Source organism: Tsukamurella ocularis (genome assembly GCF_965138335.1).
Classification (GTDB): Bacteria; Actinomycetota; Actinomycetes; order Mycobacteriales; family Mycobacteriaceae; genus Tsukamurella; species Tsukamurella ocularis_A.
Window position 1 is genome coordinate 27,250 of record NZ_CBCSDV010000031.1, and the last position, 25,177, is coordinate 52,426.

Below are 25,177 nucleotides of genomic sequence, written 5' to 3' on the forward strand. Positions count from 1 at the left end.
GGTGGCGTCGGGGCTGCAGCGCGCCGCCGAGCGCGACAAGCTCGGCGGCGCGACGCCCGCCGAGGTACTCGCCCGCGTCACCGTGGTCTCGGCCATCGACGAACTGCCCGCCGGCGCCGACCTGGTCGTCGAGGCCGTTCCGGAGATCGTCGACCTCAAGCTCGACGTGCTCCACCGGATCGAGGGCACCGTCGGCCCGCAATGCGTGATCGCGAGCAACACCAGCTCGCTCTCCATCGCCGTTCTCGCGGCCGCCCTGGACGCCCCGGAGCGCCTGGTGGGGATGCACTTCTTCAACCCGGTGCCGGCGTCGACGCTGGTCGAGATCGTCCGCACCGACGCCACCGCCGGCCCCGTGGTCGACCGCGTGCGCGGCTGGGTGGAGCTGCTGGGCAAGCAGGAGGTCCTGGTCAACGACTCCCCCGGCTTCGCCACCAGCCGCCTCGGGGTGTGCCTGGGGCTCGAGGCGATCCGCATGCTCGAGGACGGCGTAGCGGACGCCGAATCGATCGACCGCGCGATGGAGCTCGGCTACCGCCACCCCATGGGTCCACTGCGCTCGACGGACCTCGTGGGCCTCGATGTGCGGCTCGCGATCGCCGAACACCTCGCCTCGACGCTGGGCGAGAGGTTCGCACCGCCGCAGCTGCTGCGCGACATGGTCGCCCGCGGCGACCTCGGCCGCAAGACCGGCCGCGGCTTCCACACCTGGTCCTGACCCGCCGACACCGATCCGAGGAGAACGCATGGATTCCGCCACCGTCACGGTCACCGACGGCCTCGCCGTCCTCACGCTGAACCGGCCCGAGGCCGCCAACGCTCTCGACCTCGCGCTCAAGGCGGCCCTGCTCGACGCCGTCCGCGCCATCGCCGCGGACGACGCCGTCCGGGCCGTGCTGATCCGCGCCGAGGGCCGCAACTTCTGCGTCGGCCAGGACCTCGCCGAGCACGCGGCGGCCCTCGAGGCCTCGCCCGAGCGGTCGATGGACACCGTCGCCGAGCACTACAACCCGCTGATCTCGGCGATCGCCGGGCTGAAGGTTCCGGTCGTCGCCGCCGTCCAGGGCGCCTGCGTGGGCGCCGGCCTGGGCATCGCGCTCGCCGCCGACGTAGTGATCGCCGCCGAGAGCGCCACCTTCGCCACCGCGTTCACCTCGATCGGGCTCGCGTCCGACTCCGGGCTCACCCGCTCGCTCGTCGACGCCATCGGCGCCGTGCGCACGCGCGCCTTCCTGCTGCTCGGCGACCGGATCACGGCCGCGCAGGCCCTCGACTGGGGCCTCATCGCCCGGGTCGCGCCCGACGACGAAGCCGCGGCCACGGCGGAGTCCGCGGCGCGGCGGCTCGCCGCCGGTCCCACCGCCGCGTTCGCCGCGGCGAAGGCCCTCGTCGCCGCCTCGCTGCCGCCGCTCGGCGACGCGCTCGAGCGGGAGCGCGCGGCCGCCGCGCCCCTCGCCGCCACGGCCGATCACCGCGGCGCCGTCGCGGCGTTCCTGGACAAGCGCAGGCCCGCGTTCACCGGCGAATGACCGCCCGCAGCCCCGGAAGGAACCGACATGACCGACACCACTGACGACCTCGAGACGCAGTTCCAGCAGATCGTCGAAGCCGACCAGCGGATCGAGCCGCGCGACTGGATGCCCGACGGCTACCGCAAGACGCTGATCCGGCAGATCGCCCAGCACGCCCACTCCGAGATCATCGGCATGCAGCCTGAGGGCAACTGGCTCACCCGCGCGCCGTCGCTGCGCCGCAAGGCGATCCTCATGGCGAAGGTGCAGGACGAGGCGGGGCACGGGCTCTACCTGTACTCCGCCACCGAGACGCTGGGCGTCGACCGCGCCGAACTCACGGAGAACCTCATCGAGGGCCGCCAGAAGTACTCGTCGATCTTCAACTACCCCACCCTGTCGTACGCCGACGTCGGCGTCATCGGCTGGCTGGTCGACGGCGCCGCCATCTGCAACCAGGTGCCGCTGTGCCGCAGCTCCTACGGGCCGTACGGGCGCGCCATGATCCGGGTGTGCAAGGAGGAGTCCTTCCACCAGCGCCAGGGATTCGAGCTCCTGATGACCATGATGTCCGGCACCGACGCCCAGCGGGAGATGGTGCAGGAGTCGGTGAACCGCTGGTGGTGGCCCGCGCTGATGATGTTCGGCCCGCCCGACGACCGGTCGCCGAACTCCGCGCAGTCGATGGCCTGGCGGATCAAGCGGCACACCAACGACGAACTGCGCCAGCGCTTCGTCGACATGTCCGTTCCCCAGGCCGAGATCCTCGGCGTCACCTTCCCGGATCCCGGCCTGCGCTGGAACGCCGAGCGCGGCGCGTACGACTTCGGCGAACCCGATTGGGACGAGTTCATGCAGGTGGTCAAGGGCAACGGCGCCACCAGCGTGGAGCGGATCGCGAACCGGCGCGCCGCACACGAGAACGGCGCGTGGGTCCGCGCCGCCGCGACGGCCTTCGCCGCGCGCACCGCATCGGAGGAAGGAACAGGACATGAGTGAACGGATCCGGGCCGATTGGCCGCTGTACGAGGTCTTCCTGCGCGGCAAGCGCGGCCTCAACCACGTGCACGTCGGCTCGCTGCACGCCGCCGACGACGCGATGGCGCTGCGCAACGCGCGCGACGTGTACACGCGCCGCAACGAGGGCGTCAGCATCTGGGTCGTGCGCTCGACCGATGTGGTCGCCTCCAGCCCCTCCGAGAAGGACCCGTTCTTCGCCCCCAGTGGCGACAAGGTCTACCGCCACCCGACCTTCTACGACATCCCCGAGGCCGTCCCCCACATGTGACGCCCGGTCGTCGCCCCGCCCGCTCAGCCCGCGAACAGGAACCCAGCCATGATCGATCACGACAGCGTCTACGACGGCCTCGTCGATGCGGACAGCCACGGCCAGTGGGCCTTCGGCACCAGCTTCGACGAGCCGCTGGCCGGCGTCGACACGACGGTCCCCGACGACGTGGACCCGCGCGCCCTCGCCGTCTACTGCCTGATGCTCGGCGACGACGCACTGATCTCCGCCCAGCGCCTCGCCGAGTGGAGCACGCGCGCCCCCGAGCTCGAGGAGGAGGTCGCGCTCGCCAACATCGGCCTCGACCTCCTCGGCCAGGCCCGCCTGCTCCTGGCGCGGGCGGCGGCCGCCGACGGCGCGGTCGTCCCGGCGCTCCCCGCCTCCTCCCCGGTCCCCGACGAGGACGCCCTCGCGTTCTTCCGCGACGAGCGGGACTTCCGCAACGTGCGCCTCGTCGAGCTCGACAACGGCGACTTCGCCGTGACCGTCGTCCGCCTGCTCGCCTTCGCCACCGCCCGCCTCGCGCTGTTCGACGCGCTGCGCGGGTCCCGGGACCCGGTGCTGGCGGCGGTGGCCGCCAAGGGCGTCAAGGAGCTCACCTACCACCGCGACTACGCGGCCCGGTGGGTCGTGACGCTGGCGCAGGGCACGGACGAATCGCGGCGCCGCACCGAGGCCGCGATCGCGCTCGTCTGGCCGTACGTGCCGGAGCTGTTCGAGCCCGCGACCGAGGAACTGACGCTGGCCGCCGCCGGGATCGGCGTCGACCCGGGCAGCCTGCGGCCGGAGTTCGACGCGGTCATGGAACTCACCTTCGGCGCCGCCGGTCTGCCCGTCCCCGATCCGCCCGCCGTCGCCCGCGTCGGCGGCCGCGCCGGCCGGCAGGGACTGCACACCGAGGAGCTCAGCCACATCCTCGCCGAGATGCAGTCCGTGGCTCGCGCGCACCCCGAAGGGACGTGGTGACGTGCACGCCACCACGACCCGCACCGCGCTCGCCGTCGTCGGCGCCGTGCTCGACCCCGAGATGCCGCAGGTGACCCTCGCGGACCTGGGCATCGTCCGCGAGGTCTCCGAGGCCGCCGACGGCGCGGTGGCGGTGACGATCACCCCCACCTACTCCGGCTGCCCGGCGATGGGCACCATCCGCGCCGACATCGAGAGTGCGCTCCGTGCCGCCGGTTTCGGCGAGATCACCATCGAGACCGCACTCTCCCCCGCGTGGACCACGGACTGGATCACCGACGCCGGCCGCGCGAAGCTGCGTGCGGCCGGATACTCGACGCCGGGCCCCGCGCCGCGCCGCGCCGACGGGCCGATCCCCCTGACCCTGCAGCCCGCGCCCCGCCGGATCGCGTGCCCCGCGTGCGGTTCCACTGCGACGCGCCTCGACTCCGAGTTCAGCGCGACGCCGTGCAAGGCGCTCTACCGCTGCCTCGACTGCCGCGAGCCCTTCGACCACGTCAAGGAGATCTGATGACCGCCGCCTCCCCCGCCACCGAGGCCTCGGCCCGCGGCCGGGCGTTCCACCCGCTCACCGTCGCCGGCGTCGAGTCCCTGTGCGACGACGCCGTGGCCGTCACCTTCGACGTCCCGGCCGCGCTCACCGACGAGTTCGCCTTCGCCGCCGGCCAGTCGCTCACCCTGCGCCGCACGATCGACGGTGTCGAGCACCGCCGCTCGTACTCGATCTGCTCGCCCGTGGGCCGGCGCCCCCGCGTCGGCGTCCGCGAGGTCACCGACGGCCTGTTCTCCACCTGGCTCGTGCACGACGTCCGCGCGGGCGACACCGTCGAGGTGCAGGGCCCGACGGGCACGTTCGCCGCCGACCCCGAGACCGCCGGCGTGCACGTGCTCATCGCCGCGGGCTCCGGGATCACGCCCATGCTGTCGATCGCCGCCACGGTACTGACGAACCCGGGATCCCGGGTGATCCTGGTCTACGGCAACCGCCGCACCCGCTCCGTGATGTTCGCCGACGAGATCGCGGACCTCAAGGACCAGTACCACGACCGGCTCGACGTGATCCACGTGCTCTCCCGCGAGCCCCGCGACGTCGAGCTGTTCACCGGACGCGTGGACGCCGAACGCCTGCGGGAACTGCTGCGCACCGTCGTCCCCACCGCGGACGCCGACCACTTCTGGCTGTGCGGCCCGCACGGCATGGTGACCGACGCCGAGGCCGTCCTCGCCGAACTCGGCGTGGCGCGCAACGCGATCCACCGCGAGCTGTTCTACGTCGACGACGGCACCCCGCCGCCCCAGGAGAGGCACCGCGAGCCCGGCGTGGAGGGCCCCAGCAGCGCCGTCACCGTGGTCCTCGACGGCCGCAGCGTGACCGGCACGACGTCGCAGGACGACACCCTGCTCGACGGGGCCGAGGCCTTCCGGTCCGACCTTCCCTTCGCCTGCAAGGGCGGCGTCTGCGGCACGTGCCGCGCCAAGGTGCTGTGCGGCACCGTCGACATGCGGCGCAACTACGCGCTCGAGGACGACGAGGTGGCCGCCGGTTTCGTCCTCACCTGCCAGACCTACCCGACCAGCGACGCCGTCACCGTCGATTTCGACGCCTGACCCCCCGCCCCGAGCCCGAGGAAGTCCCAGCCATGACCACGGCGACCCCCACCGACGACATCGAATTCGCCTCCCGTGACCGGATCGCGACGCTCCAGCTCGAGCGCCTGCGCTGGTCGTTGGCCCACGCCTACGAGAACGTCCCGCACTACCGCCGGGCCTTCGACGCGGCGGGCGTGCACCCGAACGACCTGCAGGACCTCGGCGATCTCGCGAAGTTCCCGTTCACCACCAAGGCCGACCTGCGGGAGAACTACCCGTTCGGCATGTTCGCCGTTCCACGCGAGCGGGTCTCGCGCGTGCACGCCTCCTCCGGCACCACCGGACGCCCCACCGTGGTGGGCTACACCGCCGAGGACATCAGCATGTGGGCCGACGTCGTCGCCCGGTCGCTGCGGGCCGCGGGCGTGCGCGCCGGCGATCGGGTGCACGTGGCCTACGGATACGGCCTGTTCACCGGCGGCCTCGGCGCGCACTACGGCGCCGAGCGGGTGGGCGCCACCGTCATTCCCATGTCCGGCGGGCAGACGGAGAAGCAGATCCAGCTGCTCCAGGACTTCGAGCCCGACGCGATCATGGTGACCCCGTCCTACATGCTCACGATCCTCGACAAGATGATCGAGATGGGCATCGACCCGACCTCGACCTCGCTGCGGGTCGGCGTCTTCGGCGCCGAGCCGTGGACCGAGAAGATGCGCTCCGAACTCGAGCGGGACGCGGGCATCGACGCGGTGGACATCTACGGGCTCTCGGAGGTGATCGGGCCCGGCGTGGCGATGGAGTGCGTGGAGACGAAGGACGGTCTCCACATCTGGGAGGACCACTTCTACCCCGAGATCATCGACCCGATGACGGGTGAGGTGCTGCCCGACGGGGAGCACGGCGAGCTCGTCTTCACCTCGCTCACCAAGCAGGCCACGCCGATCATCCGGTACCGCACCCGCGATCTCACCCGGCTGCTGCCCGGCACCGCCCGCACCATGCGCCGGATGGAGAAGATCACCGGCCGCACCGACGACATGATCATCCTGCGCGGCGTGAACCTCTTCCCCACCCAGATCGAGGAGCTCATCCTGGGGATCGACGAGCTGGCGCCGCAGTTCCAGTGCGTCCTGGACCGCCCGGACCGGATGGATCAGCTGACGGTGCGGGTCGAACACCGGCCCGACGGACGGGTCGACCACGCCGCCGGCGAGCAGCTGCGCACGCAGATCAAGGATCGGATCGGCGTCAGCGTCACCGTGGACGTGGTCGAGCCCGGCGGTCTGGAGCGCTCCGTGGGCAAGGCCCGCCGGCTCATCGACAACCGCCCGAAGGACTGACCGCCGGCGCTGCGGGTCGGGCCCGTTCGGTGCGCCCGCCCAGGTGCAGCGCGCCCCAGGAGAAACCATGCCGTCGCGGCGTCAAGCGTGTCGCGTCCGGTCGTAGGAGTTCAGGCGAAGACACGCGCGAGGAAGGGCGTCGAGTCCTTCATGGATTCCAGGACGGCGCCGCTGTGGTCGGCGTTCGGGTACTGGTGCAGCTCGACCGCGGTGCCGCTCTTCTTCAGCGCCGCCGCGAGGGCGATCGAGGACTGCACCGGGACGTCCGTGTCCTTGAGCCCGACGCCCAGGAATACCGGCCGGTCGTACCCCGAGGTCGGCGTCCCCATGTACCGATCGAGCGCCGCGCTCGCGCCCGGCACCGTGCTGACCTTCGCACTGACGAAGTCCGTCGGCTTCTGCCCGGCGAGCGTCGTGCTGAGCTGCGCGTAGCACTGCACCTCGGCCTTCGCCGCGGCCGCCCTGCCGCGCGGGGTGAGCACCGAGTCGTAGTCGACGCCGGGATCCGCCTCGCGGACGCCGGCGAGGATGTACGCGGTGTAGGAGGTGGCGGCGGAGCTGAGGCCGCCGGGCAGCCCCGTCGCCGGTCCGACGTTCTTCACGACCTCCTCGATCTTGAACGGCGTCCCGGTGGCGACGACGCCGCGGTAGTCGAGGCCGCTCCCGGCGCTGAACTTCGTGGCCCACCGCGCGCTGTTGACGGCGGCGCCACCGCCCTGCGACTGGCCGACGATCGCCCACTTCTTCGACAGCTGCAGGGAGGGATCCTTGTGCGCCGCCACCACGGAATCCACGACGTTGTGCGCGGTCGAGACGCTGCTGAGGTAGCTCATGAGGCCCGGCGTGCCGAGGCCGGCGTAGTCGGAGGCGACGATCGCGTAGCCCTGCGAGAGCCAGTGCCCGAGGTACTCGCGATCGCGGGCGGAACGGGGATTGGCCGACGGCGCGCACGTGTCGCCGAGCCCGACGGTGCCGTGGGCCCAGGCGATCACGGGCCACCCGCCGGCTGGCGCGGTCCCCTTGGGCAGGAAGATCGCGCCGGTGCTGGTGGCGGGCCGACCGTGCTGGTCGGTCGTCGAGTACAGCACGCGTTTGGCCGTGCCCGCGCCGGGCAGCGACAGCGACGGGGCCAGCGGCACCGACTTGATCTGCTCGCCGCCCTTCGCGGGGACGGGCCCGGCGTAGTTCGCGGCGTCGAGACCGGACCACTCCGGTGCGGCGACGGCGGGCGCGGCGATCAGCCCCGCTCCCAGGACAGCGGCGACTCCGGCGAGCGCGAACCGAGTGATTCCCATGGCTTCGGACTCTAATGCCGGCGGGGGCGCGGCACCCGCGAGTCGGAGGATCCGCGGGTACGCGCCCCTGGATCGGGGACGTCGCTCAGGCCAGCGTGTACCGCTGGCGCGGCCGGCCCGTGGCGCCGTACTGCAGGGCCATCGTCAAGGTTCCCTCCCGCACCAGGTCGGCGAGGTAGCGGCGGGCGGTCGCCGGCGAGACACCGACCTCCGCGGCGATGTCGTCCGCGAGCATCGGCCCGTCGGCGGCCCGCAGCGCCTCGACGATCCGCCGCTCGGTGACCGAGCCGCCCTCGTCGCGGCGCGGGGCGGGGCGCTCGCTGCGCAGCACCGACGCGGCGGCGTCGACCTGCTCCTGCGTGACCTCTCCGGCGCCGAGGATCCGCCGGTACGCCGTGTAGGCGCCGAGCCGGCGGGCGAGCTCCGTCGTCGCGAAGGGCTTGATGAGGTACTGCAGCGCCCCCGCGGCGAGGCCCGCCCGCACGCTGCCGGCGTCGTCGGCGGCGCCGAGGATGAAGGCGTCGCAGCGCATCTCGCGGACCAGGTCGATGCCGGAGCCGTCGGGGAGGTAGACATCGACGAGCGCGAGGTCGATCCGGTCGCGCTCGAGGATCGCGCGCGCTTCGGACAGGGTGCGCGCCGAGCCGACGGTCGTGAGGCCCACCATGGCGTCGACGATCTTCGCGTGCATCGCCGCCACCCGGAAGTCGTCGTCGACGACGAGGATCCGCAGGTCGTCAGGCATCGTCGCGCACCCCCTCGGGCAGTGTGGCCATCACGGTGGTGGGCTCGCCGTCGCCGCCCCGCGCCACGACGACGACCTCTCCCCCGTGCCCGCGGGCGACCTGGCGGGCGATGACCAGGCCCAGCCCGCGGCCGCCGGGCACCGTCGGATCGGTGCGCGTGCTGACCCCCTCGACGAAGGGGTCGTCGACGGCGAAACCGGGGCCGCTGTCGACGACGATGATCGCGAGGTCGTCGCCGTCGCGCAGCACGTCGAGTTCCACCTCCCGGGGCTCGGGGCCGTCGCCGGCCGCGTCGATCGCGTTGTCGAGCAGGTTGCCGACCAGGGTCGTGGTGTCGACGGGGTGGGTGAGCACGCCGACGAGGGCCGTGTCGGCCCCGACCCGCAGGACGACGCCCCGCTCGCGGGCCCGGGCCGCCTTGGCGGAGACGAAGGCCCGCAGGTGCGGCTCGTCGAGGCGATCGAGGCCGGAGACCGGGAGCACGCCCGCGCGGCCGGCGATCTCGTCGAGATAGGCCAGGGCCTCGTCAGTGCGGCCGTCGCGGAGCAGCCCGGCGACGACGTGCACCCGGTTGGCGGACTCGTGCCGCTGCGCGCGCAGCGCAGCACTCATGGCCTGCACCGAGTCGAGCTCGCGGGTGAGCGCCTCGACATCGGTCCGGTCGACGGCGGTGAGCACGGTGCCCAGGTCGGTGTCACCGCGGTGCACCCGCCGCGAGGCGACGAGCACGACGCGCTCGTTCACCGCGGCGGCGACCGGCACCTCGGTCGGCGTGTCGACGACGCCCGCCACTCGCTCGGTGAGGCCGAGATCGGCGAGCGGGGTGCCGGCCTCGGCGGTGACGCCGAGCAACTCGCGGGCGCGGTCGTTGATGACCCGGACGACGCCCTGCGCGTCGATGGCGATCACCCCCTCGGACCCGGAGTACAGAACGGCGTTCTGCTCGCGGATGAGCTCGGCCATCTCCTCGGGCTCGAGGCCCAGCGTGAGGCGGCGCCACCGTCGGGCGAGGAGGCCCGACCCGACGACGCCGATGGCGAGTGCGAGCGCGGCGAGCCCCACGAGCAGGAGCAGTGTGCGCCGAGCGGCCTCGGCCACGGTCTCCGTGGAGATGCCGACGCTGACGAGTCCGACGACGGCGCCGTCGTTTCCGAGGACCGGGGCCTTGGCCCGGACCGAGTCGCCGAGCGTTCCGCGCTGTCGGGTCACTTCCACCTCCCCGCCCAGAGCGGTGGCCGGGTCGGTGCTGAGCGGAGCCCCGAGCTGGGTCGAATCCGGGTGGGCGATGCGGTAGCCCGCGTCATCGGCGATCACCACGAACAGGACTCCCGTGCGCTCCGTGATCGCCAGGGCCTGTCGCTGGAGCGGCGCGGCGGCGAGTTCCTGTCGCGTGGCCGGGTGTCCCGCGCGGCGCGCCGCCGACTGCGCGGCGGCGCCGGCACGGACGTCGGTATCGGAGGCGACGGTCTCGGCGATCGCCTCCGCCCGGTGGCCGTACTCGGCGCGGGTGTCGGCGTCCACGCGGTGCAGGACGATGCCGAAGCCGGCGGCGAGGCTGACGATGATGATCACCACCTGGAGCAGGAGGATCTGCGTGCGCAGCCGGATCCTGGGCATCGCCTCAGCCTAGCCATCCGATCCGCCCTCAGAAGGGGATCTGGCCGAGGAGGACGCCGACGACCAGCATCACGATCGACACGACGAACGCGCGCCACAGCACCTTCTTGTGGTGATCCGCGAGGCCCACACCCGCGAGCGCGACGAGCAGCAGGATGGCGGGCACCAGCGGGCTCTGCATGTGGAAGGGCTGGCCGGTGATCGAGGCGCGGGCCATCTCGGCCGCACTGATCCCGTAGTGGCTCGCGGTCTCCGACAGCACGGGCAGGATGCCGAAGTAGAAGGCGTCGTTGGACATCAGGAAGGTGAAGGGGATCGACAGGATCCCGGTGATCACGGCCAGGTGCGGCCCCATCGACGACGGGATGATGCCCGTGACCCAGGCGGCGACGGAGTCGACCATGCCGGTGCCCTTGAAGACGCCGGTGAGAACCGCAGCGGCGAAGACCATTCCGACGACGGAGACGATCGACTTCGAGTGCCGGGTGATGGCCTCCTGCTGATCGGCGACCTGCGGGAAGTTGACGGCCAGCGCGATCGCGGCGGCGATCATGAACAGCACGGGGATCGGCAGCAGGTCCAGCGTGAGGACCGACAGCAGGGCGACGGTGAGACCGGCGTTGAACCACATCAGCTTCGGGTTGCCGTGGGTGCCGGAGATCGCGGTGAGGGCGCTGTCGCCGGTACCGCCGGTGGGCGGGACGGGTGCGTCGGTACCGCCGCCGCCGAGGGCGCCGCCCGTGCCGCCGCCCGCTCCGGCGAGCACCCGCTCGCGGATCACGATGCTGCCCAGGCGCTTGCGCTCCATGAGCCCGAGGTGCCAGGCGAACGCGAGGACCACGACCATGCCCGCGATGAGCGACGGGATCATCGGAACGAAGACCTCCGAGGGCGAGATCTTCAGCGCAGCCGCGGCGCGTGCGGTGGGGCCGCCCCACGGGAGGATGTTCATGGTGCCGTTCGCGAGGCCGGCGACCACGGTGAGCACCACCGGGCTGACGCCGAGCTTGAGGTAGAGCGGCAGCAGCGCGGAGGTGGTGACGATGAACGTGGTGGAGCCGTCGCCGTCGAGCGAGACCACTCCCGCGAGGACCGCGGTGCCGAGCACCAGTTTGGCGGGGTCCTCCCCGACGACGCGGACGACCGCACGCACGACCGGGTCGAACAGCCCGACGTCGATCATGACGCCGAAGAAGATGATGGCGAAGAACAGCATCGCGGCGGTCGGCGCGAGGTCCTCGATGCCGTCGGTGATCATCTTCCCGATGCCCGTGCCGGCGCCGGCGAGCAGGCCGAAGATCACCGGGACGGCGATCAGCGCGACGATCGGCGTCGCGCGGCGGGCCATGATGACGACCATGAACGCCGCGACCATGGTCAGTCCCAGGACTGTCAGCATCGGTTTCTCCTCGTGGATGAGTGATCGGGGTAACACGAGGAGCATGGGCGTGACGGCGTTCACAGCGCGCGCTTGTGCGTGTTAGTCGCGCTTTTGCGCGTTTCGCGCGAGGCGGTCCTACGCTGAGCCGATGCACTTCACCGAGTTCCACACGCGCCTCGCGGTGTACGGCCTCGCCGTGAACGACGCCGACGAGATGCTGCTGACCTGGTTCAACGGCAGCACGGCAGCACCCCCGTGCTGGACGATGCCGGGCGGCGGCGTGGAGTTCGACGAGAGCCTGCACGCCGCTCTGGTCCGCGAGTTCGAGGAGGAGACCGGCTACACGGTCACCCCCGGTCGGCTGCTCGCCGAGAACCACGACACGTTCCCCGCGACCGCGGAGCGCTCCCCCGTGCGCTCGCAGCGATTCCTCCTGGACGTCACCATCGAATCGGGCACTCTCGGCACCGTCGAGGTCGGCGGCACCACCGATTTCGCGGAATGGGTTCCGCTGGAACGGGTGCCCTCCCTGGAGCCCCGCGCGGGGATCATCGACATCGCCCTCGCGACGCTAGGGCGCCGCTGAGCGGACCTCAGCCGAAGGTGAACGAATAGGCCGTCAGCCCCGGGCTCAACGCGACGGTGACGGTCCCCGCGCCGGATGCCGGCCGGTCGACGACGGTGCGGATGTCGGGCGGACCGTCGACGGCGATGGTGCGGGTCGCGCCGCCCTCGGTGACGATGAGGGTGCCGGTGCCGCCGACGTCGAGGTACACCCGCTGCGCGGTGTACGCGAGGGTGAGGGCGGCGCGCTCCCCCGCACGGATGTCCTCGGCGCCGACAGTCCAGGTCCCGTCGAGCGCGAAGGTGTTGGGCTGCAGGACCTCCGGGCGGGTGTACGCACGGGTCCCGACGTCGTAGTCACCGCCGCCGTAGCCCTGCTGCTTCTCCGCGCCGAGGTAGAGCTCGGGCGTCCGGTCCTTGTTCAATGGGGTGGCGTCGGGGACGTCGGTGGCGCGCGGGAGGGTGGCGCCGGGGTGCGCGGCGAGCAGGAGCGATCGGATAGCGGTCTCAGCCTTGTCGTAGTGGCCCTCGCCGAGCGTGACGAGCCTGATCGTCCCGGTGGCGTCGACGAGGTAGCCCGCGGGCCAGGCCACGTTGCGGTAGGCGCTCCAGGTCGCGGACCGGTTGTCGACGGCGATCGGGAAGGTCAGGCCCAGTTTGCGCGCGCCCGCGGTGACGTTGCCGACGTCGTGCTCGAAGGCGTACTCGGGCGTGTGCACCCCGATCACCTCGAAGCCGAGGTCGCGGTAGTTCTTCCACCAGGCCTCGGCGTGCGGGAGCTCGCGCTGGCAGTTGATGCAGGAGTACGCCCAGAAGTCGATGAGCACGACCTTGCCGCGCAGTCCGGCCATCGTGCGCGGAGCGCCGCCGAGCCACGGGTCGATGCCGGCGAACTCCGGCGCCGGCCCGCAGTCGGCGAGCTGCGCCGTCCCCGTGAACGCGGCCTGCTGGCACTGCTGCAGGCTGCCCGTGCCCGCGACCTGCGGGGCGATCGCCGCGGCGCCGAGCCGGTCGCCGACCGCCTGCGTGTAGTCGGGCACGCGGCGCTGGATGAGGTCGGTGACGCCGAGCGCCAGCGCGACCGCGAGGGCGATGACGAGCACGCCGCCGACGGCGCGGATCGCCCGCTGGCGCCGTTGCAGCGCACGCACGCGGTCGGCCAGGCGATGACCGGTGAGGGCGATCGCGAGCAGCGGGATCGCAGTGCCGATCGCGAACGCCGCGGTGAGGATCAGCGTGCGCGGGCCGATGGAGTCGGTGGCCCCGGCCAGCGCGATCGCCGCGAGGACCGGTCCGGCGCAGGGCACGTACACCGCGCCCAGGGCGACGCCGAGCGCGAAGCCTCCTGCGGCGCCGTCGCCCTTGAGGCCGGGGACGCGCTGCGGCAGCCGGGCGAAGGGCCGCTCGAGCAGCCGCTCCAGCGGCGGGACCAGCATCGCCACGCCGAGCAGGAGCAGCGCCCCGATCCCGATCCAGCGGATCAGCCCGGCGGGCAGGTGCAGGAGCGAGAGGACGACGGTGCCGAACAGCGTGAACAGGGAGAAGCTGAGCACCAGGCCGGCGACGATCGCGACCGGCCGAGCGCGCGACGTGCGGGCACCGTCGACCCCCGTCCCGGCGCTGCCGAGCAGGACGACCGGCAGGACCGGGAGCACGCACGGGGAGACTCCCGCGAGGACGCCGCCGACGAGGCCCACGAGCGGGAGCGCGAGCTCGCTCACGTCACCAGGTGGTCCCGTTCATCCCGGGGATCACGCAGTGCCCCCATTTGTCGACGCGGCCGATGATCATCATGTCGTAGCCCGTGCACGAGGAGTTGATCTTCGCGCAGGTGTGGATCGTGGTGATCACCTTGTTCTCGCCGGGTTTGCCGCACTGCGAGCCGACCGGCGGTGGCGCGGGAGTGGGATCGGCCGAGGCCGCGCCGGTCCCGCCTCCGCCGAACAGCGCGACCGCGCAGGCCGCCACGGCGAATGTTCGTCGTGTCCGCTTCATCGAGCACCTCCTGATGAGGCCCCCACGTCCACCGTCGATCGTAACGCCGCACACGGGCCCGAGGACACCCCATTTCGCCCGATATCTCCAGGTCAGATCACGTACGCGTACGCATCGCCCGGCCGACTCTCGTGCGCCCCCGGCAGGAATCGAACCTGCGACATTCGGATTAGAAGGCCGATGCTCTATCCAACTGAGCTACGGAGGCAATGCTGCGAGGACATCTTATCGACACCTCCCCCGGCCGCCGAGAGTTGCATCCACACGCAGTGCAACTAGTTGCATAAGAGACGAGGCGGCGGTAGCGTCGGCCCCGTGGCACTCGAACACGCGCTCCTGGTCTCCCTGAGCGAGCGATCGGGCACCGGGTACCAGCTCACCCGGCGCTTCGACCGCTCGATCGGGCACTGGTGGCGCGCATCGCATCAGCAGATCTACAAGACGCTGGCGCGGATGACCACGAGCGGCCTCGTCACCTACGTCGAACAGGCGCAGGACGGCAAGCCCGACAAGAAGGTCTACTCGATCACCGACACCGGCCGGAAGACCCTCTCGGAGTGGATCCGCACGCCGGGCAAGGACGCGGCGGACCGGCGCGAGCTGGCCACCCGGGTCCGCGGTGCGGCACCGTCGGACCTGCCGGACCTGGTCGCGGAGATCCGGCGCGTCCGCGATCTGCACGCCGAGCGGGCCGAGCTCTTCCGCACCCTCGAGAGCCGCGACTACCCCGCACCGTCCACCCTTACCGGCACGGAGCTGCAGCAGTACCTCGTACTGCGCGGCGGCGTGCTCTCGGAACAGGGCACCGTCGACTGGCTCGACGAGGTCCTGGCCGCGCTCGTACCAGCCTCCACCAGCCCCGACCCCGTCTCAGCGGATTGAAGGAACAGCCATGTCAGCCAAGTACCCCCACCTGTTCGAACCCCTCGACCTCGGTCACACCACGCTGAAGAACCGCGTAGTGATGGGCTCGATGCACACCGGCCTCGAGGACATGCCGTGGGACATCGGCAAGCTCGCGGCCTACTTCGCGGCGCGCGCCAAGGGCGGCGTCGGCCTCATCATCACCGGTGGCTACTCCCCCAACATCACCGGCTGGCTGCTGCCCGCCGGCGCGAAGATGTCCAGCCCGCTCGACGCGATCCTGCACAAGCGCGTGACCGACGCCGTGCACAAGGAGGGCGGCAAGATCGCGATGCAGCTGCTGCACGCGGGCCGCTACTCGTACAACCCGCTCAGCGCCTCCGCCAGCGCGATCAAGGCACCGATCAATCCGTTCAAGCCGCGCGCCATGTCGGACTTCGAGGTGCGCAAGACGATCCGCGATTTCGGCAACGCCGCGCGCACCGCGCAGAAGGCCGGCTACGACGGCGTCGAGGTGATGGGCGGCGAGGGCTACCTGATCAACCAGTTCCTCGCCGAGCACACCAACAAGCGCACCGACAAGTGGGGCGGTTCGGCGGAGAACCGGCAGCGGTTCCCCGTGGAGATCGTCCGCGAGATCCGCAAGCGCTGCGGCAGGGACTTCATCGTGGTCTTCCGCCTGTCGATGGCCGACTTCGTGCCGAACGGGCAGACCCGCGACGAGATCATCACGCTCGCGCACAAGCTCGAGGACGCCGGCGTCGACATCCTCAACACCGACATCGGCTGGCACGAGGCCCGGGTGCCCACCATCGTGACCTCGGTCCCCCGCGCCGCCTTCGCCGCGTTCACCGCCGACGTGACGCGGGCCGTGAACATCCCGGTGTGCGCCGCGAACCGCATCAACATGCCCGCCACCGCCGAGGAGCTGCTCGAGCGCGGCGACGCGCAGCTCGTGCAGATCGCCCGCCCGCTGCTCGCGGACCCGGAATGGGCGAACAAGGCCCGCGACGAGCGCGCGGAGGAGATCAACACCTGCATCGGCTGCAACCAGGCGTGCCTCGACCACGCCTTCGTGCACAAGAAGGTCTCCTGCCTGGTCAACCCGCGGGCCGGTCGTGAGACGGATCTCGTTCTGGCACCGACCCGTTCGGCCAAGCGCGTCGCCGTGGTCGGCGCGGGCCCCGCGGGGCTCTCCGCGGCCGTGAGCGCCGCCGAGTGCGGCCACAAGGTGGAGCTGTTCGAGGCGAGCGATCACATCGGCGGTCAGTTCGGCTACGCCGCGAAGATCCCCGGCAAGGAGGAGTTCAACGAGACCATCCGGTACTTCACGACGATGCTGGACCGGAACCAGGTGACGGTGCACCTGAACACTCGGGCGTCGGTCGACGACCTGGCCGGCAAGTTCGACGAGGTGATCATCGCGACCGGCGTCGTGCCGCGCGTCCCGTCGTTCCCGGGCGTCGATCACCCGAAGGTCATCACCTACGCCGAGGCGATCAGCGGTGCCAAGGAGATCGGCGACACCGTCGCGATCATGGGCGCCGGCGGCATCGGCTTCGACGTGGCCGAGTTCGTCACCACCGACAAGTCGCCCACCCTGCACCTCGACGAGTGGAACGCCGAATGGGGCGTCACCCGCCAGGGCGACGTGCCCGGCTTCATCACGAAGCCGGCCCCGGCACCGTCGACCCGGTCCAAGGTGTACATGCTGCAGCGCAAGTCGACCCCGCAGGGCATCGGCCTCGGCAAGACCACCGGCTGGGTGCACCGCGCGACCGTGAAGATGAAGGGCGTGGAGCAGCTCAAGGGCGTCAACTACGAGAAGGTCGACGACGCCGGTCTGCACATCACCTTCGGCGAGGAGCGGAAGGACGCCCGCGTGCTCGACGTCGAGACCGTGATCCTGTGCACCGGCCAGGAGTCGGTGCGCGACCTCGACGAGGCGCTCGCCGACCGCGGGGTGAAGGCCCACGTGATCGGTGGCGCCGCACTGGCCGCCGAGCTCGACGCCAAGCGGGCGATCCGGCAGGGCACCGAGCTCGCAGCCTCGCTCTAGGCGTGACGTCCAGGGCGGCTCAACCGGCCGCCCGACCCGACAGGCGGACGGGGCGCACCGCGATCTTCACGCGGTGCGCCGCGTCCTCCGGCACGTGCGGCCCCTCGCCGTAGTGCTCGGACAGGCGCGAATGGAGACTGCCGGTCGGGTCGGGCTCGATGCGATCGACCACGCCGCGCACCTCCAGGTAGTTCTGCGGATCCGCGGGATCGGCGATGGCGATCGCGACCCGCGGCTCGTGCAGCAGGTTCCGGTACTTCTGCCGGTCGTCCGTGTGGGAGAACCAGATCAGGCCGTCCTCGAAGAGGAACCACATGGGGTTGACCTGCGGAGAGCCGTCGGGACGGACGGTCGCCAGGTCGACGATGAGCGGGCGGTCAAGGAGCGCCCGGGCGGACTCGGGGATGTCGACGGTCATACCGCCGACTCTGCCGAATCCTTCGCATCGGCGCGGTCCGACGGGGCCTTCGCCTCAGCCTCATCGCCGGCGCGGAGGCGGCCGATCGCGGCGTCGACACTGATCGGCCCGGGGCCGGCGAACGCGAACAGCAGGAGCACCCAGCAGTAGAGGACGGAGAGCTCGCCGTGGTTGGCGAGCGGCGAGAGCCCGTCGCCTGCGTGGAAGGCGAAGTAGGCGTACGCCATGGAGCCGGAGGCGATGATCGCGGCGGGCCGCGTGAGTGCACCGGCGGCGATGAGGAGGCCGCCCACGAGCTGGATCACGGCACCCCACCAGTTGGGCCAGGCGAAGACGTCCGGGCTCGACCGGTGGCCGTCCAGGAAGCCCCAGAACGTGGCGGCGCCGTGGAGCGCGAACAGCACGCCCGTCACGATCCGGAGTGCGGACAGGTAGTACGGGGCCCAGCGGTTCATGGTCTTCCACCTTCATGCGGCGAACAATGGCGAGGCTAACCTAATGCAGCACCCCGGGGTGCGCCACTCGAGCACCGTCTCAGCAGGTGCAGCGTGCGCGTTATCCCCGTCGACCGGGCCCGAGGGCCGGGCCGTCACAGTGCGAACTCGGCGATAACGGCTCGTCCGCGCCCTCCCGTACCATCTCCCCCATGCCAGTACCCGCACCCCATCAGTCCGCCCGCGCCGTCGTCACCGGCGGCTCCTCCGGCATCGGTGTCGCCCTCGCCACGGAGCTCGCCCGTCGCGGCCACTCGGTCATCCTCGTGGCCCGGAGCACCGGCCCCATGGAGGAGCTGGCCGCGAAGCTGCGCGCCGAATTCGGTGTCGAGGCCGAGGTCCGCGGCGTCGACCTCTCCGATCACGCCGCCCGCGGTGTGCTGTGCGAGGAGCTCGCGTCGCGCGAGATCTCGATCCTCTGCAACAACGCCGGCACCGCGACCTTCGGCCGCGTCATCGACCTGGACTTCGACTACGAGCGTGCGCAGCTCGAGCTCAACGCCAACGCCGTCCACGACCTGACCCTGGCGGTCCTGCCGCAGATGGTGAAGCGCGGCAACGGCGGCATCATGATCACCGGCTCGGCGGCCGGCAACATGCCGATCCCGAACAACGCCACGTACGCGGCCTCGAAGGCCTTCGCCAACACCTTCTCCGAGTCGCTGCGCGGCGAGCTGAAGAAGACCGGCGTGCACGTCACGCTGCTCGCGCCCGGCCCCGTGCGCACCGAGCTCCCCGACCCCGAGGACCGCTCCACGGTGGAGAAGGTCGTGCCCGAGTTCCTCTGGGTCAACACCGAGTACACCGCCCGCGTGACCCTGGACGCGTTGGAGAAGAACAAGATGCGCGTCGTCCCGGGCCTGCTCTCGAAGGGCATGTCCATGGCGGGCCACTACACCCCGCGCGCGATCATGGCCCCCATTGTCGGCGAGATGTACAAGAAGCTCGCGGGCAACTGAGCCCCGCGGCCGGGATCACCCGCCGCTGCACAGAACGCCGCCCGCCTCGTGGATTCACGGGGCGGGCGGCGTTCTGCGTAGCGGGCGGCGCCGTCAGCGGCGACGCTTGGTGCCGAAGATGCTGCGGGACAGCTCACGACCGGCGCTGGAGGCCGCGGACCGGAGGAAGGACTTCACGGCCGGGTTGCTCATCACGTCGGACACCCAGCCGGACTCCTCCTCTTCCTTCTTGGGGGCCGGCGGAGGCGGCGGCGCCTGCTCGGCGGGCGCGTTCTCCTGCTGCGCCTGCTGCGCGTTCTGCGCCAGCTTCTCGAACGCCGACAGGTTGTCGACGGTCTGCGCGTACTTGCCCCACAGCGGCGACGCCTGCGCGGCCGAGCGGACGGCATCGTCGCCGATCGCGGCCATCAGCGAGCGCGGGGCCCGCAGGCGGGTCCACGCGACGGGCGTCGGCGCGCCCTTGTCCGAGAGCACGGTGACGATCGCCTCGCCGATGCCGAGGCTGGTGAGGGCCTCGTCGAGCTTGTAGGCCGGCGAGGTCGGGTAGGTCTTGACCGTCTTGCTCAGCGCGGCCTGGTCCTCCGGCGTGAAGGCGCGCAGGGCGTGCTGGATGCGCGCGCCGAGCTGGCTGAGCACCGGGTTCGGGATGTCGGTGGGCAGCTGCGAGCAGAAGAAGACGCCCACGCCCTTGGAGCGGATCAGCTTGACGGTCTGCTCCACCTGGTCCTTGAAGGCCTTGCTGGCGTCCGCGAACAGCAGGTGCGCCTCGTCGAAGATGAAGACCAGCTTCGGCTTGTCGAGGTCGCCCGCCTCGGGCAGGTACTCGAAGAGATCCGCCAGCACCCACATGAGGAAGGTGGAGAACAGGGTGGGCCGGGCGGCCTGGTCGCCGAGCTCGAAGAGGGTGACCACGCCCTGTCCGCCCGCGGTGCGCAGGAGATCGCCCATGTCGATCTCGGGCTCGCCGAAGAAGGTATCGCCGCCCTCGGCCTCGAGGTTGACCAGGGCGCGCAGGATCACGCCGGCGGTCTGCTTGCTGACGCCGCCGATCCCCTCGAGATCGGCCTTCCCCTCCGCCGAGGTCAGGTACTGGATCACCGAGCGCAGGTCCTTGAGGTCCAGCAGCTCGAGCTGGTTCTGGTCGGCCCAGTGGAAGATCAGGCCCAGCGTCGACTCCTGAGTCGCGTTGAGGCCGAGCACCTTCGACAGCAGGATCGGTCCGAACGAGGAGATCGTCGCGCGGATCGGGACGCCGACGCCGTTGGTGCCGAGGGAGACGAACTCGGTGGGGACGTTGGCGGGCTTCCAGTCGTCGCCGGTGTCGGTGGCGCGCGCGGCGGTCTTGTCGTTCGCCTCGCCGGGCTTGGACAGGCCGGCGAGGTCGCCCTTGATGTCGGCGAGCACGACGGGCACGCCGTTGGCCGACAGCTGCTCGACGATGAGCTGCAGCGTCTTCGTCTTGCCGGTGCCGGTGGCGCCGGCGACGAGGCCGTGCCGGTTCATCATGGCGAGCGGGATCCGCACCTTGGCCGACGGGTCGACGGTGCCGTCCACGAGGACGGTCCCGAGCTCCAGGGCGGGCCCCGAGAATTCGTAGCCGGCGGCGATCGTCTGTGCCGGGGAGTTCGCGTTGTCAGTCACGCTGCAAACCCTAGCGTGAGACCTGGGTCAATAGAGGTTCTGGCGGTAGTCGAGGTCGATTCCGGCCCGCATGACGCGTTCGTTCGCCACGGCGCGCAGCACCCGCGCGCCGACACCGCCCGTCCTGTTGCGTTTGACGTGGTCCGTCCACACCGCGGAGGGGCGCGGGAGCTCCGCCGGGTCCACGTGGCGGCCGGTGTCCCACAGGGCCGCGGCGACGATCCCCTCGCTCCGGGCGAGTCGCGCGCGCGAGACCTCGACGACGACGACCGCCTTCGGCGCCCTGCCCCGTTCGGCGAGCTGCTCACGGAGGGCCGCGTCGGTGCTGATGGTGGCGGTCCCGGTCAGTTCCAGGGTCCGGGCGTCACCGGGAGCGAGCGCAAGCAGCGCGACCTCGGGGTTGGTGATGAGGTTGTGCAGGGTGTCGGTGCGCTTGTTGCCCGGACGGTCAGCGATCGCCACCGTCGTGGGGCCGAGCACGCGCACGTCGCCGGCGGGATCGCCGCGGGGGCTGCTGTCGGCCCGGCCGTCCGCATCGCGGGAACTGATCACCGCGAACGGGGCCGCGGCGAGGAACTCCGCCGCGTCCGGGCCGATGGTGGCGGCGTCGTTCTCCGCGCCGGCCGCGGCGGGCGGTGCCGGCTGCCACAGCCCGGAGCGGATCACGGCCTTCCCGCAGTGCAGGTACGCCTCGAGGACGGTGAAGCCGTCGGCGCCGACGGTGCCGTTGACGCGCAGCGTCTCGCGCCAGCCGGGGACGAGGACGAGGAGCGAGGCCCCGCCCGGGGCGGCCTCCTCCGGAAGCGCGATCTCCAGCCCGGTCGGCGTCGATACCGCCGCGAAGCCGGGCGCGCCGCCGAGGAGCCTCGTGCGCTGCACGCCGTCGCGGTCGAGGTAGCCGAGGACGACCGACGTGGAGGCCGCGAGGATCGCGCGGCAGTGCTCGTCGAGGTGGTCGATGGTCTTGAGCATCATCGCTGTGACGGGCTCCCCGACGGCGTTCTCGAGCTCCGACACCGATCCCACTGCGTTCATGAGGCCAGGCTACCCTTGCGCTTCGCCATCTCCGGGCGCGCCGCGGCGTTGGCTACGCTGATCGGCGTGGACGACAAACTCGTATGGGTCGATTGTGAGATGACCGGCCTCGACCTGACCTCCGACCGACTCATCGAGATCGCCGCCCTGGTGACCGACGGCGACCTGAACGTCCTCGGCGAGGGCGTTGACCTGGTGATCCACGCGGACGACGCCGCGCTCGCGGCCATGCCGCCCGTGGTGCAGGAGATGCACGCCCGCTCGGGCCTGACCGACGAGGTCCGGGCGTCGACGGTGACCGTGCGCGACGCCGAGGAGGCCGTGCTGGCCTACCTGCGCGAGCACATCGAGGCCGGCGCCGTGCCGCTCGCTGGCAACTCGATCGCCACCGACCGCCGGTTCATCGCCAAGGAGATGCCCGAGCTGGACGGCTTCCTGCACTACCGGATGGTGGACGTCAGCTCGATCAAGGAGCTGTGCCGCCGCTGGTACCCGCGCATCTACTTCGGCCAGCCCGATAAGGGTCTCGCGCATCGCGCACTCGCCGACATCCGTGAGTCGATCCGCGAACTCAAGTACTACCGCAGTACCGCGTTCGTGCCCGCCCCCGGGCCGTCGACCGAGCAGATCACCGCGGCCGTGGAGGAGATCGGTCCGGCCTGAACGCGCAGGTCGTCGCGCTCGACGACGCGGAGGGCATACCGATTGGATTCCGCCGGAACCGTCGGGTAAAGTTCTCCGAGCCTGGCGATCCCAGGCACCTGGTGGGTGTAGTTCAGTTGGTAGAGCACCAGATTGTGATTCTGGCTGTCGCGGGTTCGAGTCCCGTCATCCACCCCAAGTGGAGAAGCCCGGTCTTGCAACAGGATTCGTTGCGAGGCCGGGTTTTTTCGTGCCTGCGTTGACGTGGAGCAAGGGGCTGCGACGTGACCGCGACCTCGGTTCCGACCTCGCGTGCCCCACGCACACCTCTGATCCGACGGAACTTCCGACCGAGCCACGAGGACCAATTTCCGACCCGTGGGCGCGCTCGACCTACAACTGCTTGCGCATCTAGCCGCTCCCAGCCCCGGAGACCAGTAGCGCCATCATCAGTATCGTGACGATGGCCATCAACGTGATGGCGTACCCGATGATGAGCCCAGCAAGAGCAAGTCCACGTCCGCCTTCACCGGTTCGACCGATCTGCCGCAGAGCGATGTGGCCGAGGACGATCCCGAGCGGCGCGAAGACGATGCCGCCTATCAGCGCCGCTATCGCAAGCCCGTTCGTCCGAGCGGACGATTGAGGCACTCCGTACTGCGGTTGCCCGTACGCGGATGGCGAACTCATCATCTCCCCCTCGGATCGAGCGCCTTCTGGCGATGATCGCATACAGAACGACAGATCTCAGCGCGACTGCCGACGCCGCCCCCGAGGTTCACCGAGCCGGGCGACTCGGCCGTCGACACCGGTCCCTTCTGGATGCCGGACGAGCCCGGTGAGCTACGCCGGCTGCTTCTCCGCCAAACGGGCGGCCTCGTCGAACTCGGCGTCCACGGCATCGTCGGGCTTGTAGGTCGCGAGGCTGACGCCGACCGCGACCACGAAGTTGGCGAGGAAGCCGGGCACGATCTCGTACAGCTCGAAGGGCGGCCACTGGCCCCAGACGAAGGCGACGGCAGCGCCGACGATGAGGCCGGCGAGCGCACCCGGGGCGGTGAGCTTGCGCCAGAACAGGGCGAGGATCACGACGGGGCCGAACGAGGATCCGAAGCCGGCCCAGGCGAAGCCGACGAGCTCGAGGATGCTGTCGGACGGGTCGATCGCGAGCAGCACGGCGATCACCGCGACGATGAGCACCCCGAGCCGGCCGAGGCGCACGTAGGTCTTGTCGCTGAGCTGCGCGTCCCGCCCCGACTTCTCGGCGAAGATCTTGAACAGATCCTCGACCAGCGCCGACGAGCACACGACCAGCTGCGAGGACACCGTCGACATGATGGCGGCGAGCACGGCGGCGAGCACCAGGCCCGCGACGAACGGGTGGAACAGGATCTGCGCGAGCACGAGGAAGACCGTCTCGGGGTCCTTCGGCGCCTTCTCGGGGTGCAGCGCGAAGTACGCGATGCCGATGAAGGCGGTAGTGATGGCGCCCAGCGCGCTGACCACCATCCAGCTGATGCCGAACCGGCGCGCGGTGGAGGCCTCCTGCGGCGAGCGCAGCGCCATGAACCGCACGATGATGTGGGGCTGACCGAAGTACCCGAGGCCCCACGCGGCGGCGGAGACGATGCCGAGCGCGGTGCCGCCCGCGAACAGGCTGAAGAAGCTCGGGTTCACCGAGTTCACGGTGTCGACGGTGACCGCCGGCCCGCCGACCTCGATGAGGGCGACGATCGGCACGGCGATCAGGGCGGCGAGCATGAGCAGGCCCTGCGCGACGTCGGTGAGCGTGGCGCCGAGGAAGCCGCCGAAGAGCGTGTAGACCATCGTCACCACGGCGACGATGAGCATGCCGTGGATGTACTGCACGCCGAAGGTGCTGTCGAAGAACTTGCCGGCGGCGACCATGCCGCTGGAGACGTAGAACGTGAAGAAGACCAGGATGATGAGGCCGCACACGATGCGCAGCGACCGCGAGCCGTCGCGCAGCCGATGCTCGAGGAAGCTCGGGATCGTGATCGAGTTGCCCGCGACCTCGGTGTACGAGCGCAGCCGCGGCGCGACGAACTTCCAGTTGAGCCACGCACCGATCGTCAGGCCGATCGCGATCCAGGACTCCACGAGACCCTTGGCGTAGACCGCGCCCGGCAGCCCCATCAGCAACCAGCCGGACATGTCCGACGCGCCCGCGCTGAGCGCGGCGACCCACGGTTTGAGGCCGCGTCCCGCCAGCATGTAGTCGTCGAGGTTGTCGCGCGTCTTCCGGTACGCACTCCAACCGATGTACAACATGGCTGCGAAATACAGGGTTACTGCAATCGTCTGATAGGTCTGGTCAGACACTCGGGGTCTCCTCAGGTCCAGGAACCGAAACTCGCCGTTCGTACATGGTCTATACGACTGGCGAAATCCCAGTACGGTGAACTGATCTCACACGAAGTCAGTCAAGCGGAATGGTAAGCTCGGCCACGATTTTCTGCGGCGCTTTCCTCAGGCGCCCCTCGATCACCACGACCCAACACCCTAGGAGGGTTCGACCTTGACCGACGGGACGCGCATCGGTGCGGCACTGCGACGCGGAACGATCGGGGTGGTCACCTTGCTGGTGTCGGGAGCCCTCCTGACCCCCGCGCTCGCGTCGGCCGCGCCGACGACCCCGGCCCCGTCGCCGAAGCCCGCCGCCCCCGGCGCGCCGAGCACCCCGGCCAAGCCGAGCGCGACGCCGAAGCCCGCGCCGGGCGCACCGTCGACCCCCGCCAAGCCGAGCACCCC

25 protein-coding genes, 2 tRNA genes and 1 pseudogene are annotated in these 25,177 nt (G+C 71.0%); 14 read left to right on the plus strand and 14 right to left on the minus strand.

Translation table 11 applies throughout. The features are described from left to right. From ACNAYW_RS20985 to paaK, 8 genes are all read left to right on the plus strand, one after another. The coding region (locus ACNAYW_RS20985; RefSeq protein ID WP_415851575.1) for a 3-hydroxyacyl-CoA dehydrogenase family protein at positions 1–718 on the plus strand (718 nt) is incomplete at its 5' end. 28 nt (positions 719–746) lie between these two features. After that, positions 747–1,529 carry an enoyl-CoA hydratase/isomerase family protein gene (locus ACNAYW_RS20990; protein ID WP_415851576.1) on the plus strand — a complete coding sequence of 261 codons (783 nt, stop codon included), beginning with the start codon at positions 747–749 and terminating at the stop codon, positions 1,527–1,529. 27 nt (positions 1,530–1,556) lie between these two features. Beyond that, positions 1,557–2,510 (plus strand): 1,2-phenylacetyl-CoA epoxidase subunit PaaA, encoded by a 954-nt coding sequence (paaA, locus tag ACNAYW_RS20995; protein ID WP_415851577.1) that lies wholly within the window; start codon positions 1,557–1,559, stop codon positions 2,508–2,510. Next, positions 2,503–2,799 (plus strand): 1,2-phenylacetyl-CoA epoxidase subunit PaaB, encoded by a 297-nt coding sequence (gene paaB / locus ACNAYW_RS21000; protein ID WP_415851578.1) that lies wholly within the window; start codon positions 2,503–2,505, stop codon positions 2,797–2,799. The genes paaA and paaB overlap by 8 nt, the downstream gene beginning before the upstream one ends. Positions 2,800–2,847: 48 nt before the next feature. After that, positions 2,848–3,765 (plus strand): 1,2-phenylacetyl-CoA epoxidase subunit PaaC, encoded by a 918-nt coding sequence (paaC, locus tag ACNAYW_RS21005; protein ID WP_415851579.1) that lies wholly within the window; start codon positions 2,848–2,850, stop codon positions 3,763–3,765. A gap of 1 nt (position 3,766) precedes the next feature. Beyond that, complete coding sequence (gene paaD, locus ACNAYW_RS21010; RefSeq protein ID WP_415851580.1) at positions 3,767–4,276, plus strand: 1,2-phenylacetyl-CoA epoxidase subunit PaaD; 510 nt, start codon at positions 3,767–3,769, stop codon at positions 4,274–4,276. Beyond that, positions 4,276–5,373 (plus strand): 1,2-phenylacetyl-CoA epoxidase subunit PaaE, encoded by a 1,098-nt coding sequence (gene paaE, locus ACNAYW_RS21015; RefSeq protein WP_415851581.1) that lies wholly within the window; start codon positions 4,276–4,278, stop codon positions 5,371–5,373. The genes paaD and paaE overlap by 1 nt, the downstream gene beginning before the upstream one ends. A 32-nt stretch (positions 5,374–5,405) precedes the next feature. Beyond that, positions 5,406–6,695 (plus strand): phenylacetate--CoA ligase PaaK, encoded by a 1,290-nt coding sequence (gene paaK / locus ACNAYW_RS21020; RefSeq protein WP_415851582.1) that lies wholly within the window; start codon positions 5,406–5,408, stop codon positions 6,693–6,695. A 110-nt stretch (positions 6,696–6,805) separates the two neighbouring features. Here the strand turns inward: paaK and ACNAYW_RS21025 are convergent, their stop codons facing one another. From ACNAYW_RS21025 to ACNAYW_RS21040, 4 genes are all read right to left on the minus strand, one after another. Continuing rightward, positions 6,806–7,990: an alpha/beta hydrolase family protein gene (locus ACNAYW_RS21025; protein ID WP_415851583.1), complete on the minus strand. Its 1,185-nt coding sequence runs from the start codon at positions 7,988–7,990 to the stop codon at positions 6,806–6,808. Between the two features lie 85 nt (positions 7,991–8,075). Next, a complete protein-coding gene (locus tag ACNAYW_RS21030) occupies positions 8,076–8,735 on the minus strand; it encodes a response regulator (protein ID WP_415851584.1) in 660 nt (219 codons plus the stop codon). Beyond that, a complete protein-coding gene (locus ACNAYW_RS21035; RefSeq protein WP_415851585.1) occupies positions 8,728–10,353 on the minus strand; it encodes a sensor histidine kinase in 1,626 nt (541 codons plus the stop codon). The genes ACNAYW_RS21030 and ACNAYW_RS21035 overlap by 8 nt, the downstream gene beginning before the upstream one ends. Positions 10,354–10,381: 28 nt before the next feature. Then, positions 10,382–11,752: a CitMHS family transporter gene (locus tag ACNAYW_RS21040; RefSeq protein ID WP_415851586.1), complete on the minus strand. Its 1,371-nt coding sequence runs from the start codon at positions 11,750–11,752 to the stop codon at positions 10,382–10,384. 130 nt (positions 11,753–11,882) lie between these two features. Here ACNAYW_RS21040 and ACNAYW_RS21045 point away from each other — a divergent pair, with 130 nt between their 5' ends. Further along, positions 11,883–12,320, plus strand: a complete 438-nt coding sequence (locus ACNAYW_RS21045; RefSeq protein WP_415851587.1) for an NUDIX domain-containing protein — start codon at positions 11,883–11,885, stop codon at positions 12,318–12,320. A gap of 7 nt (positions 12,321–12,327) precedes the next feature. Here ACNAYW_RS21045 and ACNAYW_RS21050 read toward each other — a convergent pair whose 3' ends face one another. From ACNAYW_RS21050 to ACNAYW_RS21060, 3 genes are all read right to left on the minus strand, one after another. Further along, on the minus strand, positions 12,328–14,019 hold the full coding sequence (locus ACNAYW_RS21050; RefSeq protein ID WP_415851588.1) for a redoxin domain-containing protein: 1,692 nt from the start codon (positions 14,017–14,019) through the stop codon (positions 12,328–12,330). Between the two features lies 1 nt (position 14,020). Further along, the gene (locus tag ACNAYW_RS21055; RefSeq protein WP_415851589.1) at positions 14,021–14,293 is read right to left on the minus strand and encodes a hypothetical protein; all 273 of its coding nucleotides are present in this window, start codon (positions 14,291–14,293) and stop codon (positions 14,021–14,023) included. 134 nt (positions 14,294–14,427) lie between these two features. After that, positions 14,428–14,501, minus strand: a tRNA-Arg gene (locus ACNAYW_RS21060). A gap of 107 nt (positions 14,502–14,608) precedes the next feature. Here ACNAYW_RS21060 and ACNAYW_RS21065 point away from each other — a divergent pair. Then, the gene (locus ACNAYW_RS21065; RefSeq protein ID WP_415851590.1) at positions 14,609–15,175 is read left to right on the plus strand and encodes a PadR family transcriptional regulator; all 567 of its coding nucleotides are present in this window, start codon (positions 14,609–14,611) and stop codon (positions 15,173–15,175) included. Between the two features lie 10 nt (positions 15,176–15,185). Then, a complete protein-coding gene (locus ACNAYW_RS21070) occupies positions 15,186–17,216 on the plus strand; it encodes an oxidoreductase (protein WP_415851591.1) in 2,031 nt (676 codons plus the stop codon). Positions 17,217–17,235: 19 nt separating this feature from the next. On the opposite strand, the gene ACNAYW_RS21075 is transcribed toward ACNAYW_RS21070, so the two are convergent. Then, the gene (locus ACNAYW_RS21075; protein WP_415851592.1) at positions 17,236–17,634 is read right to left on the minus strand and encodes a PPOX class F420-dependent oxidoreductase; all 399 of its coding nucleotides are present in this window, start codon (positions 17,632–17,634) and stop codon (positions 17,236–17,238) included. After that, positions 17,631–18,089, minus strand: coding sequence for a DoxX family protein (locus ACNAYW_RS21080; protein WP_415851593.1), 459 nt, complete (start codon positions 18,087–18,089; stop codon positions 17,631–17,633). Before ACNAYW_RS21080 ends, ACNAYW_RS21075 begins: the two co-directional genes overlap by 4 nt. Before the next feature lie 191 nt (positions 18,090–18,280). Here ACNAYW_RS21080 and cmrA point away from each other — a divergent pair, with 191 nt between their 5' ends. Continuing rightward, entirely contained in the window at positions 18,281–19,087 is an 807-nt protein-coding gene (cmrA, locus tag ACNAYW_RS21085) for a mycolate reductase (protein WP_415851594.1), read from the plus strand. Between the two features lie 93 nt (positions 19,088–19,180). On the opposite strand, the gene ACNAYW_RS21090 is transcribed toward cmrA, so the two are convergent. Both ACNAYW_RS21090 and ACNAYW_RS21095 read right to left on the minus strand, forming a co-directional pair. Next, the gene (locus ACNAYW_RS21090; protein WP_415851595.1) at positions 19,181–20,728 is read right to left on the minus strand and encodes a helicase HerA-like domain-containing protein; all 1,548 of its coding nucleotides are present in this window, start codon (positions 20,726–20,728) and stop codon (positions 19,181–19,183) included. 27 nt (positions 20,729–20,755) lie between these two features. Continuing rightward, positions 20,756–21,763 (minus strand): pyridoxamine 5'-phosphate oxidase family protein, encoded by a 1,008-nt coding sequence (locus ACNAYW_RS21095; protein ID WP_415851596.1) that lies wholly within the window; start codon positions 21,761–21,763, stop codon positions 20,756–20,758. Between the two features lie 66 nt (positions 21,764–21,829). On the opposite strand from ACNAYW_RS21095, the gene orn reads away from it, so the two are divergent. Beyond that, positions 21,830–22,426, plus strand: coding sequence for an oligoribonuclease (gene orn / locus ACNAYW_RS21100; protein ID WP_415851597.1), 597 nt, complete (start codon positions 21,830–21,832; stop codon positions 22,424–22,426). A gap of 101 nt (positions 22,427–22,527) precedes the next feature. Then, a tRNA-His gene (locus tag ACNAYW_RS21105) sits at positions 22,528–22,603 on the plus strand. 213 nt (positions 22,604–22,816) lie between these two features. Here ACNAYW_RS21105 and ACNAYW_RS21110 read toward each other — a convergent pair. From ACNAYW_RS21110 to ACNAYW_RS21120, 3 genes and pseudogenes are all read right to left on the minus strand, one after another. Further along, positions 22,817–23,095, minus strand: a complete 279-nt coding sequence (locus ACNAYW_RS21110; RefSeq protein ID WP_415851598.1) for a DUF4190 domain-containing protein — start codon at positions 23,093–23,095, stop codon at positions 22,817–22,819. A gap of 153 nt (positions 23,096–23,248) precedes the next feature. Further along, a complete protein-coding gene (gene putP / locus ACNAYW_RS21115; RefSeq protein ID WP_415851599.1) occupies positions 23,249–24,748 on the minus strand; it encodes a sodium/proline symporter PutP in 1,500 nt (499 codons plus the stop codon). 180 nt (positions 24,749–24,928) lie between these two features. After that, positions 24,929–25,177, minus strand: a pseudogene (locus ACNAYW_RS21120) (hypothetical protein); the annotation flags it as partial.

Coding starts and splice junctions, on each gene's coding strand:
- ACNAYW_RS20990 (WP_415851576.1), top strand. CDS start 747: ATGGATTCCGCCACCGTCACGGTCACCGACGGCCTCGCCGTCCTCACG.
- paaA (WP_415851577.1), top strand. CDS start 1,557: ATGACCGACACCACTGACGACCTCGAGACGCAGTTCCAGCAGATCGTC.
- paaB (WP_415851578.1), top strand. CDS start 2,503: ATGAGTGAACGGATCCGGGCCGATTGGCCGCTGTACGAGGTCTTCCTG.
- paaC (WP_415851579.1), top strand. CDS start 2,848: ATGATCGATCACGACAGCGTCTACGACGGCCTCGTCGATGCGGACAGC.
- paaE (WP_415851581.1), top strand. CDS start 4,276: ATGACCGCCGCCTCCCCCGCCACCGAGGCCTCGGCCCGCGGCCGGGCG.
- paaK (WP_415851582.1), top strand. CDS start 5,406: ATGACCACGGCGACCCCCACCGACGACATCGAATTCGCCTCCCGTGAC.
- ACNAYW_RS21025 (WP_415851583.1), bottom strand. CDS start 7,990: ATGGGAATCACTCGGTTCGCGCTCGCCGGAGTCGCCGCTGTCCTGGGA.
- ACNAYW_RS21030 (WP_415851584.1), bottom strand. CDS start 8,735: ATGCCTGACGACCTGCGGATCCTCGTCGTCGACGACGACTTCCGGGTG.
- ACNAYW_RS21035 (WP_415851585.1), bottom strand. CDS start 10,353: ATGCCCAGGATCCGGCTGCGCACGCAGATCCTCCTGCTCCAGGTGGTG.
- ACNAYW_RS21040 (WP_415851586.1), bottom strand. CDS start 11,752: ATGCTGACAGTCCTGGGACTGACCATGGTCGCGGCGTTCATGGTCGTC.
- ACNAYW_RS21045 (WP_415851587.1), top strand. CDS start 11,883: ATGCACTTCACCGAGTTCCACACGCGCCTCGCGGTGTACGGCCTCGCC.
- ACNAYW_RS21055 (WP_415851589.1), bottom strand. CDS start 14,293: ATGAAGCGGACACGACGAACATTCGCCGTGGCGGCCTGCGCGGTCGCG.
- ACNAYW_RS21070 (WP_415851591.1), top strand. CDS start 15,186: ATGTCAGCCAAGTACCCCCACCTGTTCGAACCCCTCGACCTCGGTCAC.
- ACNAYW_RS21075 (WP_415851592.1), bottom strand. CDS start 17,634: ATGACCGTCGACATCCCCGAGTCCGCCCGGGCGCTCCTTGACCGCCCG.
- ACNAYW_RS21080 (WP_415851593.1), bottom strand. CDS start 18,089: ATGAACCGCTGGGCCCCGTACTACCTGTCCGCACTCCGGATCGTGACG.
- cmrA (WP_415851594.1), top strand. CDS start 18,281: ATGCCAGTACCCGCACCCCATCAGTCCGCCCGCGCCGTCGTCACCGGC.
- ACNAYW_RS21095 (WP_415851596.1), bottom strand. CDS start 21,763: ATGAACGCAGTGGGATCGGTGTCGGAGCTCGAGAACGCCGTCGGGGAG.
- ACNAYW_RS21110 (WP_415851598.1), bottom strand. CDS start 23,095: ATGAGTTCGCCATCCGCGTACGGGCAACCGCAGTACGGAGTGCCTCAA.